Source organism: Nocardia terrae (genome assembly GCF_009760405.1).
GTDB lineage: Bacteria > Actinomycetota > Actinomycetes > Mycobacteriales > Mycobacteriaceae > Nocardia > Nocardia terrae.
Genome location: NZ_WRPP01000002.1, coordinates 1135401 through 1153031, shown reverse-complemented (window position 1 = coordinate 1153031; position 17631 = coordinate 1135401). Strand labels below are relative to the sequence as shown.

The following is a 17631-nucleotide window of genomic DNA, read 5'->3' as shown; positions in this document are numbered from 1 at the left end:
CCAGAAACGGTGGATCACCCGCTGGAAATCGGCGTTGAACGCCTTCGACATCACCTTCGACGGCCGACTCACCGCCGCACGGAAATGACTCAATCAACCCGAGTTACACCGTTATCTGGACAGACCCACCGGCGCTACTCGATGCCTCCCGCTGCATCGGCCAACATGCACTCGACCGAACGCACGACATTGCCGCTGACCGCGATGACCGAACGGGGCAGCCAGCGCGGCACGGAGATGGGTTGGGACGTTCCACATTTGCTGCGTTCTCGCAGGTCAGCTAGTATCAACTAATTAGGTGCTGATCGAGGCCAGCAACGCCACCTCCTCGCGCCGCAACCCCGGCACCCGCCGCGGATTGCCCACCGCCGGCAATCCGACCGCTTCGGGAGACACCGCCGCCCGCTTGGCCTTCAAGAACTCGCCCAGCTCACTCACGACCCCAAGTCTGACACCACCGCGCGCCCGGTTCCTGGGGACGTCATCCCCCTGAACGCCCTACCCTGGGACAATGTCGCAGATCACCATCAGTAGGCGACCAGGTGGATACACCGACCGCTTGCGGAAATACCACGTCTTCGTCGACGGTGCCGAAGTAGGTCAGGTAGGCGCCGGGCATTCGGTGACCACGGAGGTGGACGCCGGTCGTCACGAGGTTCAGCTCACAATCGATTGGGCCACCTCCCCGACCGTCACCCTCGACCTCGACCCCGCCCAGACCGGCCAACTGTATTGCGAACCAGCGGCCAATCCCCTGACCGCCCTCTATTACTCACTGTTCGCCCGCCAGCGATACATCACCCTCCGAATCACCTGACCCGGAAACGGCGAGTGGCACGTTGTGGAGGGGATTTGTCGGAAATCGCCTTCAGAACGTGCCACTCGAGGGATCGCGGCGTCAGGTGGTGGTGGTGCCGGACCAGCCGAAGTTGAAGCTGTGGCCCTTTGCGGTGCACTGGATTGCGCCGCGGCCGCCGCCGCTGCAGGTCGCGCCCGCGTAGGTGATGGTCGAGCCGTAGCCGTCGCCCTGCGGGAGGGTGTTGGCATCGGCGCGGCCGTAGTGGCCGAACACGCCGAAGGTGGGGTGGGCGGGCAGGAAGGGCACGTCGATCGCGAGGTCGGTCACCGGGATGATGTTGAGCCACTTGGCGATTCCGGGGGCGATGTCGCAACCGGTGGTGCCGTCCGACTTGATCGAGCACTGGGCAGGCCCGGCGTTGAAGTAGACGGTGTCACCGATCATGTAGTCGCCCGGGTTCACCGCGTCCGCCGTCGCGGTGCCGGTGCCGGTGCCCACCAGCGAAAGTGCCGCGGCCGCGCAGGCCATTGCGGCGAAAGCGCGCATTCTCATTCGTTCTCCCTTCGGAGCTCGGACCCGACCCGCCCTGCGACACTACGCGCCGAAAGCTGTTCGTGGGGGCGACGTCCCCGGCCACGACTGCTCCTGGATGGCGATCGCCGACGCCGCGAGGCTGAAGACCATGACAACGCTTTCAAGGGAAATCGCAGCTCGCCTCGCCGATGCCGGTCACCGGGTCGCCGAGGATATCGAGGTCGCCATGAATATCGCGATCGTGGACGCGGCCGGACATCTGCTGCATTTCAGCCGTGCGCACGACGCTCTGCTCGGGTGCATCGACCTCGCCCAGCGAAAGGCCAAGACCTCCCTCCTCTTTCATCTGCCGACCGCCACCCTCGGCCGGATCTCGCGGCCCGACGGGCCCATCTACGGGATCGAGTGGAGCAATGGCGGTCTGGTCTCGTTCGGGGGTGGGCTGCCGATCACCGATTCCGACGGACGGGTGATCGGTGCGGTCGGTGTTTCCGGCGGCACCGCCGACCAGGACGTTCTGGTCGCCGATGCCTGTACGGCCGCTCTCTGACCGGTGTCGAGGGTTGGCCCACCACAGCAACCTATGTATCTTAGGTTGCAACCTACTGATCATAGGATGAAGCGAGTCGGGTCATGGGAAGAGGAGTCATGGATATCCGTTCGGGGTCGTTGCGCGTACCGGGCGCGAAGCTCTACTACGAGGTGCGCGGGAGCGGACCGCTGGTGCTGGTCATCCCGGGTGGCGGGGGCGACGCGGCGACGGTGGATCCGATCGCGGAGTTGCTCGCGGATCGGTTCACGGTGGCGTGCCTGGATCCGCGCGGGTATTCGCGCAGTGAACTCGACGGCCCGCAGCGGACCCACCGGGTGGAGGTGCAGAGCGATGACGCGTTTCGGCTGCTGAGTCATCTCGGCGATGAGCCCGCCCTGGTGGTCGGCGGAAGCTCGGGTGGCATCGTCGGATTGGATCTGCTGGCTCGCCATCCCGAGCGGGTGGCCGGTCTGGTGGCGCACGAACCGCCGTGCTTCGCGGTGCTGGCCGATGCCGAGCAGCAGCGCGCCATGATCGAGGAGGTCTACGCACTGCTGCAGACCGAGGGCCCGGCCGCGGCCGGGGCGCGCTTCCTGGCCGGGATCGGCGGTGCGATGAAGCCCTCGCCGATGCCGGAGGAGTTGTCGCCGCGCGCCGCCGCGATGTGGGCACGGCTGGCCGTCAACGGGCCGCTCATGATGGAGTACGAGCTGCGTGAATTCACCTCGCACATACCCGATTTCGCGGCGTTGACCGCGCTCGCCGATCGCCTCACGCTCGCTGTCGGGCGCGAGACGGGCGACCGCCTGCCCGCACGGCCCGCCGTGGAGATCGCTCGCCGGATCGGGATCGAGGTGACCGAGTTTCCCGGAGCGCACAATGGGATGCGCACCGAGGCGGCCGAATTCGCCGCGCAACTGGCCGACGTCCTGACCGCTCACCTGAGCGCCGAGACCGCCCGGTCCTGTTAGCGTCGGGGCATGATCACCGGCGCGCACACCGTCCTCACCGCCAGCGACCCCGAGGCCGCGCGGGCGTTCTTCCGCGACGTCCTCGGGCTGGCCCATGTCGATGCGAACGACGGCTGGCTCATCTTCAAATCCCCGCCCGCCGAGCTCGCCGTGCACCCGTCCGGTCCCGCCGACAGCGGTCGCGCCGAGCTGTATCTGATGTGCGACGACCTCGCCGCGACCATGGACGAATTGCGCGCGAAGGGCGTGGAATTCACCGCCGAGGTCACCAATGCCGGGTGGGGTCTGCTCACCCGGCTGCGGGTCCCCGGCGCCGGCGAGATCGGCCTGTACCAGCCCCGGCACGCCACCGCCTACGACCTGCCCTGAGGCGTGAGCCGCCACGCGGGCACCGACCGGTAGGTCGCGGCCCGCAGCAGCCATTCGATCGGACCGTAGCGATACCGGCGCAGCCACCAGGCGCTCAGCCGCAGCTGCGCCAGATAGGTCGCGATCGCCAGGAGCGCCACCCCGGCGGGCGGCACCCGATCGGCCAGCGCCAGGCCGTATCCGGTGTAGAGGAGCATCATCACCACCGATTGCCCGATGTAGTTCGACGCCGCCATGCGCCCGGCCGGCGCGAGCCACGACACCGGCCCCGCCCACCGATACCGGGTCAACCACACGATGCCCGCCGCATAGCCGAGCGTCAGGAACGGATTGGCCAGTTCCTGCACCCCGTACCAGAACGACGGCATGGTGCCGTGCGGCGTCGACAACGTCACTGTGACAATGGAAACCGGCAGTCCCACACCGAATCCCAGGGTCAGTGCGCGCGGTAACCAGCGGCTGATCCACTGGGCGTCCTCGAACACGCGCCGCTTGCCCGCGGCCAGCCCGACCAGGAACGTGCCCAGCGCCGGGACGCCCTGACCGAGCCAGGTGAACAGCATGAACTTCGGTCCGAAGGACAGCTGCGCCGTGAGCGTGTCACCGAAACTGCCGGTGTAGCCATCGTGCATGCGATGCAGATCGAAGATCTCCCCCAGCCCCGACATCCCGCCGCTGCCGGGCACGAAAGCCAGTGCGGCGAACGCGAAGTACAGCACGAGCCCGGTGCGGAACGCCGTGCGCGGGCGGATCCCGCGCAACAGCACCAGGATCAGGCACAGCCCGGCGTAGAGCGTGAGGATGTCGCCGAGCCACAGCAGCAGCACGTGGGCCGCTCCGATGAGGAACAGCGCCGCGCACCGCCGCAGCAGCCGCGGAACCGGTGCCGCGCCCGCCCGCTGCGCGGCCGCGATCTGCAGGGTGAACGAGTAGCCGAACAGGAACGCGAACAGCAGATAGAACTTTCCGAGGAACAACCCGTCGATCACCGCGTAGACGAATCGATCGGCCGTGCCGTCGAAAATGGGCTGCGGATCGCTGCCCGAGGCCGGCGACGACCACAGCATGGTCGCCACCACGGTGTTGGTGACCAGGATCCCGAAGAGCGCGAACCCGCGCAGACTGTCGACCACGCCGACCCGCTGCCCTGTGACCACACCGGACGCCTGCGTATCGACCTGTTCGGACATGCCCTCACGCTAGGGCCGCGCAGGTGGGCGGCACATCCATCGCCAACCCTGATTCCGATGCGACCTCAGCGGTATTGACAGCGATCGCCGGTCATCCCCTGGACTGCTGTCGCGCGAGCACACGAGCGAGCACTTCGGTCACCACCCTCCGCGGATCGCCGGGCAGGGCCGCGCTGCGCCAGCAGATGATCTGATCCGGGCGTACCAGAACGGCACCGGATGCATCGATGCCGACGGTGCGCAACCACTCGGTTTCGGTCGCGGGTAGGCGATGGGCCGTGAGCTCGAGCGACAGTGCCGCACCGGCTTCGCGGCCCGCGCGCACCCAGGTGTCGTCGGCGGACAGCAGCGTGAACCCGTTCACGAGGTCCAACGTCGAGACCCGAGGGTCGTGATCGGCCAGCCAGCGGTGGGGCAGTCGCGAGCCCGGGGTGCCGTCGAGCACGAGCGAAACATCCTCGGTGTCGGGCAGTTCCGGCCGCGGATCGATCACCGCGGCGGAGTCGTATCGGTAGCCCAGATGCACCAGCGGCGCGTTGAGCACGCCCGCGGCCCGGCGTGCGGCGGCGATCTCGGGACCGGTTTCCCAGTGCAGGCGCGGATCGGGCCACCGCTTCACCGCCTGGTCGAGGGTCATGGCCGCGACCGCGCGGCGTTCGACCGCATAGGTGTCCAACAGGTCCGGACCCGCCCAACCCTGGTGAACCGCAGCGATTTTCCAGGCCAGATTGTGCCCGTCGGCGATGCCGGTGTTCAGCCCGAACGCACCCAACGGTGACACCGCGTGCGCGGCATCACCGACCAGGAACACCCGCCCGTCGCGGAACCGATCGGCCAGGAACGCCTGTGGCCGCCACGGCAGCACGCTGAGGATCTCCACCTCCACCGCGGGGTCGCCGACGGCCGCGCGGATCAACTCGACGCAGCGTGTCCGGGTGAACGCCTCGATCCCGGCGTCGCCGTTGACGTGCAGGATCCACTCCTTGGATCCGTCGACGGTGACCAGCAATCCGGTCACCGCGGGGTTGTCGATATTGCAGCTGACGAACCGTCGCCCTTGCAGGTATTCCGTGAGGTCGGCGCGAAAGAGCATGCTCATATTGGTTTTTCCCAGCGGGCCCGGCCCGCTCACCTCGATGCCCAGGGCGGTGCGCACCGCGCTGCGCAGACCGTCGGCGGCGATGAGATAGTCCGCGTGCACGATGTCCCCGTCCGAGAGCACCGCCCGCACCCCGGACCCGTCCTGGGTGAACGATTCCAAGCGGGTCGAATACCGCACCACCGCACCGCGTTCGCGGGCCGCGGGCAGCACCACGCTGTCGAGCAGGTTCTGCGGGCAGGTGCCGCGCAGCACCCCCGGACTCACCTCGCCGCCGCGACCGCCGGGCGCGCGGTGCGGGGCCGGGGGAACCGGCAGGGCCGCGAATTCGGTGGCGGCGAGCGTGGACGCCGACACCTTGCCCCGCATGCCGGCCAGATCCACGCTCACCGCGTTCACCGCCTCCTGCAGACCCTCGGCCCGCAGCATCTCCACGGTGCGCTGGCCCAGCCCCGTCGCGCGTGGATGTGGCGAGGGATCGTCCTGCTGCTCGACGACCAGCGTCGGGACGCCCTTGCCCGACAGGAACAGGGCGGTCGCCAGCCCGACCGAACCGCCGCCCGCGATCAACACCGGAATCTTGGTCTCCGTCATCACAATCCCCTTATGGATACACCGTAGCCATTACGGCTACACCGTAACCACAGTGCTAGGCTGGGCGCAATGGAAGGAGCCGATGTGACCGAGGACGCCCAGCCGGTGGTGTGGAGCAAGACCCGCCGCGACCCCGCTCGGCGCGCGCCGAGCGTCGAGCGGATCGTGGAGACCGCGCTCGCGATCGCCGATGCCGAGGGACTCGAGGCCGTCTCCATGCGCCGGGTCGCCACCGAGCTGGCCTCGGGCACCGCGTCGATGTACCGGTATGTCGCCAACCGCGACGAGCTGCTGGATCTGATGATCGATGCGGCCCAGGGCGATATCGCGTTGCCGCCGCTGACCGGCGACGGGCGCGCGGACCTGGCGGCGCTGGCCCGTCAGCGCCGCGAGACCTTGCTGCGGCATCGGTGGCTGGGCGCCGAGCTGACCGGCCGTCCCGCCCTGGGCCCGAATGCGCTGCGCCGCTTCGATGCCGGGATAGCCGCGGCGCTGCAACTCACCGCCGACATCGGCCTGGCCGCGCAGCTCGTCGACACCGTCTCGGCGTATGTGCACGGGACGGTGACCCAGGAGGTGGCCGAACTGCGCGCCCAGCAGCGCACCGGGCTGAGCGAGGACCAGTGGCGCGCCAGCGTCGGGCCGTACCTGCGCGACGCGCTGGCGACCGGCGCCTACCCCGCCCTGGCGCGCCGGCTCCACGAGGCCGAGGACCCCACCGACGCCGAGCGTTTCGAGTTCGGGCTGGCGTGTGTCCTGGAAGGGGTCAGTCGGGCCGCGCGCTCGCCTCGGTGAGACGCCGCACCAATTCGTCGAAGCGACCGTCGCGCTCGGCCGCCGCGGTGAGGGCGCTCCGGCTCTCCTGGGTCCAGACCTCGAGGTCGAGCAGTGCGCGCAGCCCCTGCGGTGACATGGCCGCCGCGATCGGAACCAGCTCCGCCCAGGCGCTTTCACGATCGGTGGCCGACACCATGTGCGTGAAGACCTCGGTGTCCATCCCCGCGGCGACCTCGGCCACCCGCGCCAGGGTCTGGTCGCTGAGCAGCGACAGAAAAGTCAGTGCTTCGGCGAACAGATCCTTCTCGAAGGCCACCTGCAGGACCTCGCGGATGCGGTCCTCGGGCAATCGCGACATCACCAGCTCGAATCGGTCCGACACGGTGTCGAGTTCGGCATCGAAGGCCACCATGAGCATGTCCTCGCCGGACTCGATCGCGGGCAGCACCGCGAGCAATTGTGCATCCGATGCCGCCACCAGGAATCGGGCCAGGGTCACATGGTCCTTGCGGCGCAGCAACTCCCGCAGCACCGGCACCATCACCTCGGTGTCGAAGCGCCGCACGATCGGGGTGGCCGCCTCCGGATCGACATACGGCGCCACATCGGCGAGGAAGTCGAGCGGCACATGCCCGATCAGGGCCGCCGCGCGGTCCGGGCTGAGCGAACTGGCCACCATGCCGCACAGCACGGGCCCGAAGAACCTTGTCGCGATGGCGATGGCGAGACTGTTCGGAATCAGGCCGCTGACCTTCGCCAGCCCCTCGAACACCGGCCGATAGCGTGCGTCGAGTGCGCGATACATGCCCTGTCGGACCCGCCGTACCGCGGTCGGGTCACTGTCGAGCAGAAAGGCCAGATCCTCGGGCGCGACATGCAATTCGCGAGCCAGCTTCACCACTTCGGCGCGGGCGGCAAGACTTGTCATCGAAACTCTCAGGAAAACAGTATTCGGCGCATGACCGGACGCAAAAGCCTGGGCACCCAGGTGAGTCCGTTCTCGATGGCGGCGTTCAATTCCTGCTCACGCCGATCCCGTGCGCCCTCGAAGGCCGTGCGCAAGACGGTGTAGTGACTGTCGTCGAGCTCGCCCAGCGCCTCGATATCCGAGCGCGGAACCCGACTGACTTCCACCAGTCGATCGATTTCCCCCACGCCGACCAGCGTAGCCGAATCCGATTGGCGGCATCGAAATTTCAGCCGCACTCGCTACGGGTCCGGATGAGCACCGCGACGGCTGCCGCGATCCACCACAGCACCTGGACACTCGCCGAGAACTGCACGGCGACCGGGACCGTCGTCGCGGTGACGGTCGCGACACCCGCGATGGCGAAGGAGACCGCCAGCAGCGCGCTCGCGAGCAGCGCACCCAGCGCGGCCGGGACCGGTGCGGCACGCGCGGACCGCACACTTCATGAAACGTCGCGCGGCCGTGCCGAGTTCATTTCGATCACTCGCGTAGCAGGTCGATGACCTTGGTCTCGGACAGCTCGCCGTGCCCGGCCGCCACCAGTCGTTCGAAGACGTCCAGGGCAGCGTGCCCCAGCGCGGCGGGGGTGCCGAGCTCATCGGCCAGTTCGACACCGATCCGGGTGTCCTTCAACCGCAGCGCCGCCGTGAAGGCGATATCGCGCTCGTGCTCCCCGGCGAGCATCTCCTTGCACATCCGGATCACCGTCGGGCTGGCCGCGCCGCCCCGCGACAGGGTGTCGGCGACCGTGGCCAGGTCCAGCCCGGCCAGCTCGGCGGTGCGCAGCGCCTCGGCCGTGGCGGCGATCTGAACGGAGCCCAGCAGGTTCTGCATCAGCTTGTAGCTCGCACCCGCGCCGACCGCCCCGAAATGCACGATCTCGGTGCACAGCGGCGCGAGCAGCGGCCGCGCCGCCTCGAGGTCGGCGGCACTCGCGCCGACGAACAACGTCAGCCGCCCGGCCGCCGCCGCGTCCGGCAGTCCCGTCACCGGCGAGTCCAGATACCGAAGACCGTGCGCCGCGGCGTCTTTCGCCAGCTCCAGCACCCACGGCCGGGAAATGGTCGAGAACTCGACCGCGAACGCACCGGCCGCATACTCCCCCGCCAACGCACCGTCCTCACCGAGCCACGCGGCCCGCGACGCCTCGTCATCGGCCAGCATCGCGAAAATGGCCTCGGCCCCCAGCGCGGCCTCGCGCGGCGTCGCCGCCAGTGTCGCTCCCGCCGTGACCAATTCCGCCGCCTTCTCCGGCGACCGATTGAACACCCGCACCTCGTGCCCGGCGCCGACCGTCCGCGCCGCCATGCCCGCACCCATCCGACCCAACCCCAGAAACGCAATCCTCGCCACGCGCCGAACCCTACCGGCCCCGGATCTGGCCCGGGAAACGGAATTCGCGTTAGGCTCCGATGCCGAAGGTTGGGGGTTTCGATGACGAATTGGCTGCTGCTGCGCGGATTGACACGCGATCAACGACATTGGGGCGATTTCCCCGACCAGCTCGCCGAAGCCCTCGGCGCCCGAGTGGTCACCATCGACCCGCCCGGTTTCGGCACCCAGCACACCCGGCCTTCCCCACGCTCGATCCCCGAAATCGTCGACGACATCCGCTCCCGCTTCGACCCCGGCGACGAGAAGTGGTCCCTGCTCGGCATTTCCCTCGGCGGCATGATGGCCCTGAACTGGTCATCGCGCTACCCCGACGACTTCCACCGCTGCGTAGTCGTCAACACCGGCGGCCCCGCCGTCTTCCGCCTGCGCGGCTTCAACTGGGGCGTCCTGCCCGTCTTCGCCGGCCGCACCCTGCGCACCGACCTCGAACACGAATCCGCCGTCCTGGCCCTCACCGCCAACAACCCGATCCTGGACCGCGAAACCCTCGCCCACACCTGGGCCCGATACCAATCCGAAGCCCGCCCCCTCCCCGCCAGCATCCTCGCTCAAGCCCTGGCCGCCGCCACTTTCCGCCTCCCCCACCACATCCCCATCCCCCTCCTCATCCTCGCCTCTAAAGCCGACCGCCTGGCCCCCTACCACATGTCCGAACGCCTGGCCGCCCGCTACTCGGCACCCCTGCACCTCCACGACAAGGCCGGCCACGACCTCCCCCTCGACGACGCCCCCTGGGTCTGCGACACCATCGCCGACTGGCTTCCACGGAATGGGCCCAAGGCCGACAACTGATTTCGCGCCGATGCCCTGCGCCTCGAGTTCGCCGGTCAACTGCTCAGAGCTTGCTCAGCGCCGCCTCGATGAGGTCCGCCGTGCGGCGCGGCTGGGCGATGAAGGCCGCGTCCAAGATCGGCTGAGTGGGCGGCGATACCGCACGGGTATCGGTCGTGGTCAGCGCCCGGCGCAGGACACTAGCGGCCGACTGGTTCCCAGCCGCGCTTGGGGGTGGACTCGCCGGGGGTCTTGGTCAGGTCGCGGGTGCGGTAGGTCAGGTGGGGGCGGGTGAGGTAGCCGAGGGGGGCGGAGAAGACGTGGACCAGGCGGGTGAAGGGCCAGAAGGCGAACAGGGCGCAGGCGCAGAGGATGTGGAGTTGGAAACCCAAGGGGGCGTGGACCATCAGGGCGGGTTTGGGCTGGAGGTAGAAGATGGAGCGGAACCACGGGGAGATGTCCTCGCGGTAGTTGTGGGGGTGGCCGGTCAGGTTGCCGTACAGGGTTGCGCCCAGGCCCAGGACGAGGGTCAGGCCCAGCAGGCCGTACATGATCTTGTCGTTGCGGGTGGTGGCGGAGTGGACCGGGCCGACGGTGCGGCGGCGGTAGACCAGGATGGCCAGGCCGAGGATGGTGGCGACGCCCGCGACCGCGCCGAGGCTGTATGAGGCGGCGTGGTAGACGGATTCGCTGATGCCCGCCGATTCGGTCCAGGACTGCGGGACCACCAGACCGACCACGTGGCCGGCGATGACCAGCATGATCCCGAAGTGGAAAAGCGGCGAACCCAGTCGCAGCAGCCGGTTCTCGTAGATCTGTGAGGAGCGGGTGGTCCAGCCGAACTTGTCGTAGCGGTAGCGCCAGATCAGTCCGACCACGAAGATCGCGAACGCCGCGTACGGGACGGCGACCCACAGCAGGTGGTCTCGGGCGGTCAGTGTCATCGTCGGCCTTCCGGGAAGCTGGGCATGTAGGTGAGCGGAGCGAAGGGCTCGAGGCCGACGCCCTCGTCCGGGGGTCCGGCGGCGACCAGCGTGGCGATGGCCTCGCGCGCATCGCCGTGCAGGGTGGTCAGGGTCGCCGAGACCGAGTCCAGGACACCGGTCCACGGCGAGTCCGCCTCCCGCAGGGCCAGGCGCAGGACCTCGATGCCCGCGCGATGGTCCTCGAGCAACTGCTGGCCGGGAACCGGATGCGCCGAAGCGAATTCGAGCACGACCGCCAGATGATCGGACAATTCGTCGTCGCCGAGCTCCAGCCCGGCCGCGCGATAGACCTGTTTGAGCTTCAGCAGCGCGACGCCGCGTTTGCGGGTGTCGCCGTGCACGAACCAGGTCAGGTACGGGCTGAAGCGTTTTCGGTGGTCGAAGGTCTCGACGTAGTCGGTCGCCGCGGCGATCGGCGGGGTGTTCTCCAGATACGACAGCACCGAATGCAACGGTGCACCGACCGCCTCGGGCAGGGTGGACACGGCGCGCGCCAGCACGGGCAGCGTCTCGAGCAGTGCCTCATCGGGATATCCCAGCAGCAGCGACTGCACCTGCCAGGCGGTGGACCGGTCGGACTCTCCGAGGATCGGGTGCGTGGTCTTGCGCCTCATGCGCGCGTGCTCCCCGGCAGTCCGGGCATGCCGATGGTGACCGGCTCGGGCCGTCCGGCCTCCGCACCGAGCGGCCCCCACCCGCTCATGCCGGGTCCGCCGTCGGAGTCGAGGCTGCACTCGGTGGCCAGATCCTCGAGCCGGTGCGCCTGCTCGGCGTGGGCGGACGGAATCACGTAGCGCTCGGCGTATTTGGCGACAGCCAGCAGCCGGTACATCCCGTAGATCCCGTCCTCGGTCATACCGACCCGCGTGGCGATCTCTGGACGCGTGTCGCGGCCCAGGTTCACATCGCGCATGTAGCTGCGCATGGCGGCCAGCCGCCGCAGCACCTGGTTCACGGTGTCGGTGTCCCCGGCGGTGAACAGTTCGGCCAGGTACTCGACGGGGATGCGCAGCGCCTCGAGGGCGGCGAACAGATTGCCGTGGTCCTCGGCGTCGTGGCCGGTGTCGCGCAGGGCGTCCACGACCGGCGACAGCGGCGGGATGTACCAAACCATCGGCACCGTGCGGTATTCCGGGTGCAGCGGCAACGCCACCTTGTACGTGCGGATCAGCGCGTAGACCGGCGAATTCTGGGCCGCCTGGATCCAGTCGCGCGGCATGCCCTCACGCTCACAGGCGGCGATGACCTCCGGATCGAACGGGTCCAGGAACGCATCGCGTTGCGCGGCATACAGATCCCGCTCATCGGGCGTGGACGCCACCTGTGACACGGCGTCGGCGTCGTAGAGCATGACGCCGATGTAGCGCAGCCGCCCGACGCAGGTCTCCGCGCACACCGTCGGCAGCCCGACCTCGATGCGCGGGAAGCAGAACGTGCACTTCTCGGCCTTGCCGGTCTTGTGGTTGAAGAACACCTTCTTGTACGGGCAGCCCGACACGCACATGCGCCAGCCACGGCAGCGATCCTGGTCGACGAGCACGATGCCGTCCTCGGCGCGCTTGTAGATCGCACCCGACGGGCACGACGCGGCACACGCCGGGTTCAGGCAGTGCTCGCAGATGCGCGGCAGATAGAACATGAAGGTGCGCTCGAACTCGAACTTCACCTTGTCGCCGAGCTTGCGGGCGATGGGATCCTCGGTGGCCAGTTCGGGTGCGCCGCCGAGGTTGTCGTCCCAGTTGGCCGACCACGTGATCTTCGTGTCTTTACCGGTGAGCAAGGACTTGGGCCGGGCCACCGGCGTCTGCTGCTGCAACGGCGCGGTGGTCAGCGTCTCGTAGTCGTAGGTCCAGGGCTCGTAATAGTCCTTCAGCTTGGGCAGCAGCGGATTGTCGAACAGCGTGAACAGCTTGCGCAGCCGCCCGCCCGCGCGCAGCCGCAACCGCCCCTTGCCGTCCAGCTTCCAGCCGCCACGCCAGCGGTCCTGATCCTCGTAAGTGCGCGGATAACCCTGCCCCGGACGGGTTTCCACATTGTTGAACCACGCGTACTCGAGCCCGGACCGATTGGTCCAGGTCTGCTTGCAGGTCACCGAGCAGGTGTGGCAGCCGATGCACTTGTCGAGGTTCATCACCATCGCGACCTGCGCCATGGGTTTCATCGGTAGGAGACCTCCTGATCGGCGCGACGGCGGATGACCGTCACCTCGTCGCGCTGGTTGCCCGTCGGGCCGAGATAGTTGAAGGCGAACGTCAATTGGGCGTACCCGCCGATGAGATGGGTCGGCTTGATGAGCAGACGGGTCAGCGAGTTGTGGATGCCGCCGCGCTTGCCCGAGGTCTCCGCGAGCGGGACATCGATCAGCCGGTCCTGGGCGTGGTTCATGTACACCGTGCCCTCGGGCATGCGGTGGGTGACGATGGCGCGGGCGGCGACCACGCCATTGCGGTTGACGGCCTCGATCCAATCGTTGTCGCGGATACCGAGTTTCGCGGCGTCCAGATTCGACATCCAGATGGTCTGCCCGCCCCGCGACAGGCTGAGCATGTGCAGGTTGTCCTGGTAATTGGAGTGGATGGACCACTTCGAATGCGGGGTCAGATAGCGCAGCGTCAGCCCGCCCTCGCCCTGCTGCCCCAGCGGCGGCTCGGCGAACAGCGCCGTCATGTTCAGCGGCGGCCGGTACACCGGCAGCTGCTCGCCGACCTCGGCCATCCAATCGTGGTCGAGGAAGAAGTGCTGGCGCCCGGTCAGCGTGTGCCAGGGCTTGTTCCGCTCGACATTGACCGTGAACGGCGAATAGCGGCGCCCGCCGGTCTCCGAACCCGACCACTCCGGTGAGGTGATGACCGGCACCGGCGCGACCTGGGTGTCGGCGAAGGTGATCTGCTTGCCCTCGTGCTCGGCCGCCAGATCCGCCAGCTTGGTGCCGGTGCGCTGCTCGAGGGTCTCGAAACCCTGGGTCGCCAAGTGGCCGTTGGTCGTTCCCGACATCGCCAGGATCGCCTCGCAGGCGTCGATATCGCGCGCGAGCGAGGGCCGCCCGTCGGCCGGTCCGCCCCGCACGACACCGTTCTTGCGGGCCAGGTACTCCACCTCACGCTCGACCCGGTAGGTGATGGCCTTGGTGGTCGCGCCCAGCTGCTCCAGCAGCGGGCCCAGGGCGCGCATCCTGGCGAACACGGCCGGATAGTCGCGCTCCACGACCGTGAGCCGCGGCATCGTGACGCCCGGGATCGGTTCGCACTCACCGGCTTTCCAGTCCCGCACCACGCCGTGCGGATTCGCCATCTGATCGGGGGTGTCGTGTTGCAGCGGGGTGGCGACCAGATCCTTGCGCACGCCCAGATGCCGCTGCGCGAGCGTGCTGAACGCGGAACCGATGGTCATGAACGCATCCCAGTCGGTGCGGGTCTGCCACGGCGGCGCGATGGCCGGGCTGAAGGAATGCACATAGGGGTGCATGTCCGTGGAGGACAGGTCGTGCTTCTCGTACCAGGTCGCGGCGGGCAGCACCACATCGGAGTAGAGGGTCGTGCTGGTCATGCGGAAGTCCAGCGTGGTGAGCAGATCCAGCTTCCCGGTCGGCGCCTGCTCCCGCCAGATGATGTCGGTGGGCCGGTTCTCGGGCGCAGCCTCCTCGGCGCGCAGCGAATTGTCCGCGCCCAGCAGATGTTCGAGGAAGTACTCGTTGCCCTTGGCCGAGGAACCGAGCAGGTTCGAACGCCAGATGGTCAGCAGCCGCGGGAAGTTCGCCGGATTGTCGGGATCCTGGCAGGCGAAGCCGAGCTCACCGGACTTCAGCTGCGCGACAACATGATCCGCCACCGCAACACCCGCCGCCTCGGCCTCGTCGACGATATCGAGCGGATTGCGGTCGAAGGTCGGGAACGAGGGCATCCAGCCCATGCGCGCGGTCTGGGCGAGCAGGTCCGCGGTGGTCTTGCCGGTGATGTGCCCGCGGCCGTGGCCGGTGGTGAGCTGGTCGGCATTGAACGGGTCGTAGCGGAACTGGTCGGTGTGCAGGTACCAGTAGGCGGTCTGGATCATCTGCCGCGGCGGGCGCGTCCAGTCCAGCGCGTTGGCCACCTGCGCCCACCCGGTCTGCGGGCGCAGCTTCTCCTGGCCGACGTAATGCGCCCAGCCGCCGCCGTTCACACCCTGACAGCCGGTGAGCGTGGTCAGGGTCAGGAAGGTGCGGTAGATGGTGTCGGAGTGGAACCAGTGGTTGGTGCCCGCGCCGAGCAGGATCATCGAGCGCCCGCGCGATTCCTCTGCGTTGGCGGCGAATTCGCGGGCGATGCGGGCGGCCTGCTCGGCCGGAACGCCGGTGACGGTCTGCTGCCAGGCGGGTGTGCCGGGGTGGGTGGCGTCGTCGTATCCGGTGGGCCACTGGCCGGGCAGCCCGGGCCGGTCCACGCCGTAGCGGGCCAGCAGCAGATCGAAGACGGTGGTGACCCTATGGCCGCCGACCATCCGGGTCGGGACGCCGCGCAGCAGATCCGCCGGTGCCCCGTCGGCGGTGTCGAAGCGCGGCAGGGTGACCGTCACCGCGTCGCCGCCGTGCACCGACAGCAGCGGGTCGATGTCACCGAGTTCCAGATTCCACTTGCCCGCGCCCTCCTCGCCGTAGCGGAAGCCCAGAGAACCGTTGGGCACCACCGGGTTTCCGCTGCGGTCCAGCAGCACGGTCTTGAACGCCGCGTTCGCCTCGCCCCGGTGCTCGGGCAGGTCCGCGGCGGTGAGGAACTTGCCCGGCCGGAATCCGTTCTCCGACTGTTCCAATCGCACCAGGAACGGGAGGTCGGTGTAGCGGCGCACGTAGTCCTGGAAGTAGGGCACCTGCCGGTCGACGAAGAACTCGCGCAGGATGACGTGGCCCATGGCCATGCCCAGCGCGCCGTCGGTGCCCGGGTGCGGGGACACCCATTCATCGGCGAACTTCACGTTGTCGGCGTAGTCGGGCGCGATGGAGACGACCTTCTGGCCGCGATAACGCGCCTCGGCCATCCAGTGCGCGTCGGGCGTGCGGGTGACCGGGACGTTCGCGCCCCACATGATGAGATAGCCCGCGTCCCACCAGTCTCCGGATTCGGGGACGTCGGTCTGGTCGCCGAAGACCTGCGGCGAGGCCACCGGCAGATCGGCGTAGAAGTCGTAGAACGACAGCATCGCGCCGCCGACCAGGGACATGAAGCGGGACCCGGCGGCGAAGGAGGCCATGGACATCGCCGGAATCGGCGAGAATCCGGCAATTCGGTCCGGGCCGAAGGCTTTCACGGTGTGCACGTGCGCCGCGGCGATGATCTCCACGGCCTCGTCCCAGCTCGCCCGCACCAGACCGCCGCGGCCGCGCGCGCTCTTGTAGGCGCGCGCCTGCTCCGGATCACCGACGATCGACTCCCATGCCAGCACCGGATCTCCGGTGCGCGCCTTGGCTTCCCGGTACATCTCCAGCAGCACGCCGCGCACGTACGGGTAGCGCACCCGGGTCGGCGAGTAGGTGTACCAGGAGAACGAGGCGCCACGCGGGCAGCCGCGCGGCTCGTACTCGGGACGATCGGGCCCGGTGCTGGGATAGTCGGTGGCCTGGGTCTCCCAGGTGATGATGCCGTCCTTGACGAACACCTTCCACGAACACGAGCCGGTGCAGTTGACCCCGTGGGTCGAGCGCACCACCTTGTCGTGGGACCAGCGGTCGCGGTAGAAATCGTCGGCTTGTCTTCCGCCGCGCCGGAATTCGCTGCGCAGGTCCGGCGAGATCTCGGCGCGGGTGAAGAAGCGTCTGGAACGGATGAGCGCCTCGGTGAGCTCCCCGTCCACCGCACCGCCGTTGTTTCGCCCCATCACCGTCACCTCTCACCGTGTCGCGCCCGAACACTCCGAACCTACTGGGCAATTGACCGGATTCGAGGCTGTGAGCTATGTGAGAGCAATCCGCTTTTCGCGGGTGTGATTTGTCAAACGCGCTCGACGGCTTCGCGCTCGAGGCGCGCGCCGAGCAGAATCTCCGAGACACCGAGGGCAATGGTCAGCAAACCCACCGCGATCGAGAGGGTCGTCATGGATTCGAACGGGACCACCACGACGACCAGGCCCGCGGCCATGGTCGCCAGCCCGACCAGCTCGAGCCGTCCCGCGCCCTGGAACTGCTCCGACCACACCGCCACGATGGCCAGCACGATCCCACGCACCGTCCACCCCATGCCGATCCAGATGGACAGCAACGCCACCGACTCACCGCTGCTGAACGACCAGGCCGCCAGCCCCAGCGCGATGATCGCGCTCGCCACCTCGAGGACCTTGAGGGCGGTGCGGATACGCGCGCCGAAGGCCACGACCAACTGCATGGCCGCCGAGGCCACCAGCACCAGGCCGAACAGAATCCCGGCCACCGTCACCGATTTGTCCGGCCAGACCGCCAGGACCACACCCAACATCGCAGAGCAGCCGCCGGTCACGACCAGCGACTGCCAAGCCCAGTCGGGGAAAACCTCGGTCCGCCCCTCGATCCGATGCGCGGGCATGAATCCATGATATGACCGATTCGCCCAGGTAACTGGACGTTTGGCCGTTCCCCCGGCCCACGCGGCGCGTCGCCGAGCGCTTGCTCAGGCTCAGGCTTCGGCGGATCACCCTGGTCC

General features: G+C 68.4%; 19 protein-coding genes and 1 pseudogene. 7 read left to right on the top strand and 13 right to left on the bottom strand.

Going from position 1 to position 17631, the window contains the following annotated elements:
- Positions 1–294: hypothetical protein (locus GPX89_RS44165; RefSeq protein WP_207710595.1), on the top strand; the 294-nt coding region annotated here is incomplete at its 5' end.
- Positions 295–300: 6 nt separating this feature from the next.
- Here the strand turns inward: GPX89_RS44165 and GPX89_RS15405 are convergent.
- Positions 301–438, bottom strand: a pseudogene (locus GPX89_RS15405) (transcriptional regulator); the annotation flags it as partial.
- A 73-nt stretch (positions 439–511) separates the two neighbouring features.
- Here GPX89_RS15405 and GPX89_RS15400 point away from each other — a divergent pair.
- A complete protein-coding gene (locus GPX89_RS15400) occupies positions 512–817 on the top strand; it encodes a hypothetical protein (RefSeq protein ID WP_157388067.1) in 306 nt (101 codons plus the stop codon).
- Between the two features lie 81 nt (positions 818–898).
- On the opposite strand, the gene GPX89_RS15395 is transcribed toward GPX89_RS15400, so the two are convergent.
- Positions 899–1351: a hypothetical protein gene (locus tag GPX89_RS15395; protein WP_157388066.1), complete on the bottom strand. Its 453-nt coding sequence runs from the start codon at positions 1349–1351 to the stop codon at positions 899–901.
- A gap of 130 nt (positions 1352–1481) precedes the next feature.
- On the opposite strand from GPX89_RS15395, the gene GPX89_RS15390 reads away from it, so the two are divergent.
- The 3 genes from GPX89_RS15390 to GPX89_RS15380 all read left to right on the top strand — a co-directional run bounded on the left by GPX89_RS15390 (position 1482) and on the right by GPX89_RS15380 (position 3205).
- Positions 1482–1883: a GlcG/HbpS family heme-binding protein gene (locus GPX89_RS15390; protein WP_157388065.1), complete on the top strand. Its 402-nt coding sequence runs from the start codon at positions 1482–1484 to the stop codon at positions 1881–1883.
- 98 nt (positions 1884–1981) lie between these two features.
- Entirely contained in the window at positions 1982–2836 is an 855-nt protein-coding gene (locus tag GPX89_RS15385; protein WP_157388064.1) for an alpha/beta fold hydrolase, read from the top strand.
- A 9-nt stretch (positions 2837–2845) separates the two neighbouring features.
- On the top strand, positions 2846–3205 hold the full coding sequence (locus GPX89_RS15380; protein ID WP_157388063.1) for a VOC family protein: 360 nt from the start codon (positions 2846–2848) through the stop codon (positions 3203–3205).
- Here GPX89_RS15380 and GPX89_RS15375 read toward each other — a convergent pair.
- Positions 3190–4395: a DUF418 domain-containing protein gene (locus GPX89_RS15375; protein ID WP_157388062.1), complete on the bottom strand. Its 1206-nt coding sequence runs from the start codon at positions 4393–4395 to the stop codon at positions 3190–3192. The two genes, GPX89_RS15380 and GPX89_RS15375, sit on opposite strands and share 16 nt — an antisense overlap.
- A gap of 91 nt (positions 4396–4486) precedes the next feature.
- On the bottom strand, positions 4487–6088 hold the full coding sequence (locus GPX89_RS15370; RefSeq protein ID WP_157388061.1) for an FAD-dependent monooxygenase: 1602 nt from the start codon (positions 6086–6088) through the stop codon (positions 4487–4489).
- Positions 6089–6157: 69 nt separating this feature from the next.
- On the opposite strand from GPX89_RS15370, the gene GPX89_RS15365 reads away from it, so the two are divergent.
- A complete protein-coding gene (locus tag GPX89_RS15365) occupies positions 6158–6883 on the top strand; it encodes a TetR/AcrR family transcriptional regulator C-terminal domain-containing protein (protein ID WP_157388060.1) in 726 nt (241 codons plus the stop codon).
- Here the strand turns inward: GPX89_RS15365 and GPX89_RS15360 are convergent.
- The 4 genes from GPX89_RS15360 to GPX89_RS15345 are packed head-to-tail and all read right to left on the bottom strand — an operon-like array spanning position 6855 to position 9188.
- A complete protein-coding gene (locus GPX89_RS15360; protein WP_157388059.1) occupies positions 6855–7793 on the bottom strand; it encodes a hypothetical protein in 939 nt (312 codons plus the stop codon). The genes GPX89_RS15365 and GPX89_RS15360 overlap by 29 nt on opposite strands.
- Before the next feature lie 8 nt (positions 7794–7801).
- The gene (locus GPX89_RS15355; RefSeq protein ID WP_157388058.1) at positions 7802–8020 is read right to left on the bottom strand and encodes a hypothetical protein; all 219 of its coding nucleotides are present in this window, start codon (positions 8018–8020) and stop codon (positions 7802–7804) included.
- 41 nt (positions 8021–8061) lie between these two features.
- Entirely contained in the window at positions 8062–8274 is a 213-nt protein-coding gene (locus tag GPX89_RS15350) for a hypothetical protein (RefSeq protein WP_157388057.1), read from the bottom strand.
- A 41-nt stretch (positions 8275–8315) separates the two neighbouring features.
- Positions 8316–9188, bottom strand: a complete 873-nt coding sequence (locus GPX89_RS15345; protein WP_328601851.1) for an NAD(P)-dependent oxidoreductase — start codon at positions 9186–9188, stop codon at positions 8316–8318.
- 81 nt (positions 9189–9269) lie between these two features.
- Here GPX89_RS15345 and GPX89_RS15340 point away from each other — a divergent pair, with 81 nt between their 5' ends.
- A complete protein-coding gene (locus GPX89_RS15340) occupies positions 9270–10022 on the top strand; it encodes an alpha/beta fold hydrolase (RefSeq protein ID WP_157388055.1) in 753 nt (250 codons plus the stop codon).
- A gap of 179 nt (positions 10023–10201) precedes the next feature.
- On the opposite strand, the gene narI is transcribed toward GPX89_RS15340, so the two are convergent.
- The 5 genes from narI to GPX89_RS15315 all read right to left on the bottom strand — a co-directional run bounded on the left by narI (position 10202) and on the right by GPX89_RS15315 (position 17514).
- Positions 10202–10945 (bottom strand): respiratory nitrate reductase subunit gamma, encoded by a 744-nt coding sequence (narI, locus tag GPX89_RS15335; protein ID WP_157388054.1) that lies wholly within the window; start codon positions 10943–10945, stop codon positions 10202–10204.
- The gene (narJ, locus tag GPX89_RS15330) at positions 10942–11601 is read right to left on the bottom strand and encodes a nitrate reductase molybdenum cofactor assembly chaperone (RefSeq protein ID WP_157388053.1); all 660 of its coding nucleotides are present in this window, start codon (positions 11599–11601) and stop codon (positions 10942–10944) included. The genes narI and narJ overlap by 4 nt, the downstream gene beginning before the upstream one ends.
- Positions 11598–13148, bottom strand: a complete 1551-nt coding sequence (narH, locus tag GPX89_RS15325; RefSeq protein ID WP_157388052.1) for a nitrate reductase subunit beta — start codon at positions 13146–13148, stop codon at positions 11598–11600. The genes narJ and narH overlap by 4 nt, the downstream gene beginning before the upstream one ends.
- Positions 13145–16834 carry a nitrate reductase subunit alpha gene (locus tag GPX89_RS15320; protein ID WP_157388051.1) on the bottom strand — a complete coding sequence of 1230 codons (3690 nt, stop codon included), beginning with the start codon at positions 16832–16834 and terminating at the stop codon, positions 13145–13147. Before GPX89_RS15320 ends, narH begins: the two co-directional genes overlap by 4 nt.
- 113 nt (positions 16835–16947) lie before the next feature.
- Positions 16948–17514, bottom strand: a complete 567-nt coding sequence (locus tag GPX89_RS15315; protein ID WP_157388050.1) for an HdeD family acid-resistance protein — start codon at positions 17512–17514, stop codon at positions 16948–16950.
- Between the last annotated feature and the right edge of the window lie 117 nt (positions 17515–17631).

Bases quoted from the DNA above. Each gene is read 5' to 3' on its own strand.
- GPX89_RS15400 (WP_157388067.1), top strand. From the start codon at position 512: ATGTCGCAGATCACCATCAGTAGGCGACCAGGTGGATACACCGACCGC.
- GPX89_RS15395 (WP_157388066.1), bottom strand. From the start codon at position 1,351: ATGAGAATGCGCGCTTTCGCCGCAATGGCCTGCGCGGCCGCGGCACTT.
- GPX89_RS15390 (WP_157388065.1), top strand. From the start codon at position 1,482: ATGACAACGCTTTCAAGGGAAATCGCAGCTCGCCTCGCCGATGCCGGT.
- GPX89_RS15385 (WP_157388064.1), top strand. From the start codon at position 1,982: ATGGATATCCGTTCGGGGTCGTTGCGCGTACCGGGCGCGAAGCTCTAC.
- GPX89_RS15380 (WP_157388063.1), top strand. From the start codon at position 2,846: ATGATCACCGGCGCGCACACCGTCCTCACCGCCAGCGACCCCGAGGCC.
- GPX89_RS15375 (WP_157388062.1), bottom strand. From the start codon at position 4,395: ATGTCCGAACAGGTCGATACGCAGGCGTCCGGTGTGGTCACAGGGCAG.
- GPX89_RS15370 (WP_157388061.1), bottom strand. From the start codon at position 6,088: ATGACGGAGACCAAGATTCCGGTGTTGATCGCGGGCGGCGGTTCGGTC.
- GPX89_RS15365 (WP_157388060.1), top strand. From the start codon at position 6,158: ATGGAAGGAGCCGATGTGACCGAGGACGCCCAGCCGGTGGTGTGGAGC.
- GPX89_RS15360 (WP_157388059.1), bottom strand. From the start codon at position 7,793: ATGACAAGTCTTGCCGCCCGCGCCGAAGTGGTGAAGCTGGCTCGCGAA.
- GPX89_RS15340 (WP_157388055.1), top strand. From the start codon at position 9,270: ATGACGAATTGGCTGCTGCTGCGCGGATTGACACGCGATCAACGACAT.
- narI (WP_157388054.1), bottom strand. From the start codon at position 10,945: ATGACACTGACCGCCCGAGACCACCTGCTGTGGGTCGCCGTCCCGTAC.
- narJ (WP_157388053.1), bottom strand. From the start codon at position 11,601: ATGAGGCGCAAGACCACGCACCCGATCCTCGGAGAGTCCGACCGGTCC.
- narH (WP_157388052.1), bottom strand. From the start codon at position 13,148: ATGAAACCCATGGCGCAGGTCGCGATGGTGATGAACCTCGACAAGTGC.
- GPX89_RS15320 (WP_157388051.1), bottom strand. From the start codon at position 16,834: ATGGGGCGAAACAACGGCGGTGCGGTGGACGGGGAGCTCACCGAGGCG.
- GPX89_RS15315 (WP_157388050.1), bottom strand. From the start codon at position 17,514: ATGCCCGCGCATCGGATCGAGGGGCGGACCGAGGTTTTCCCCGACTGG.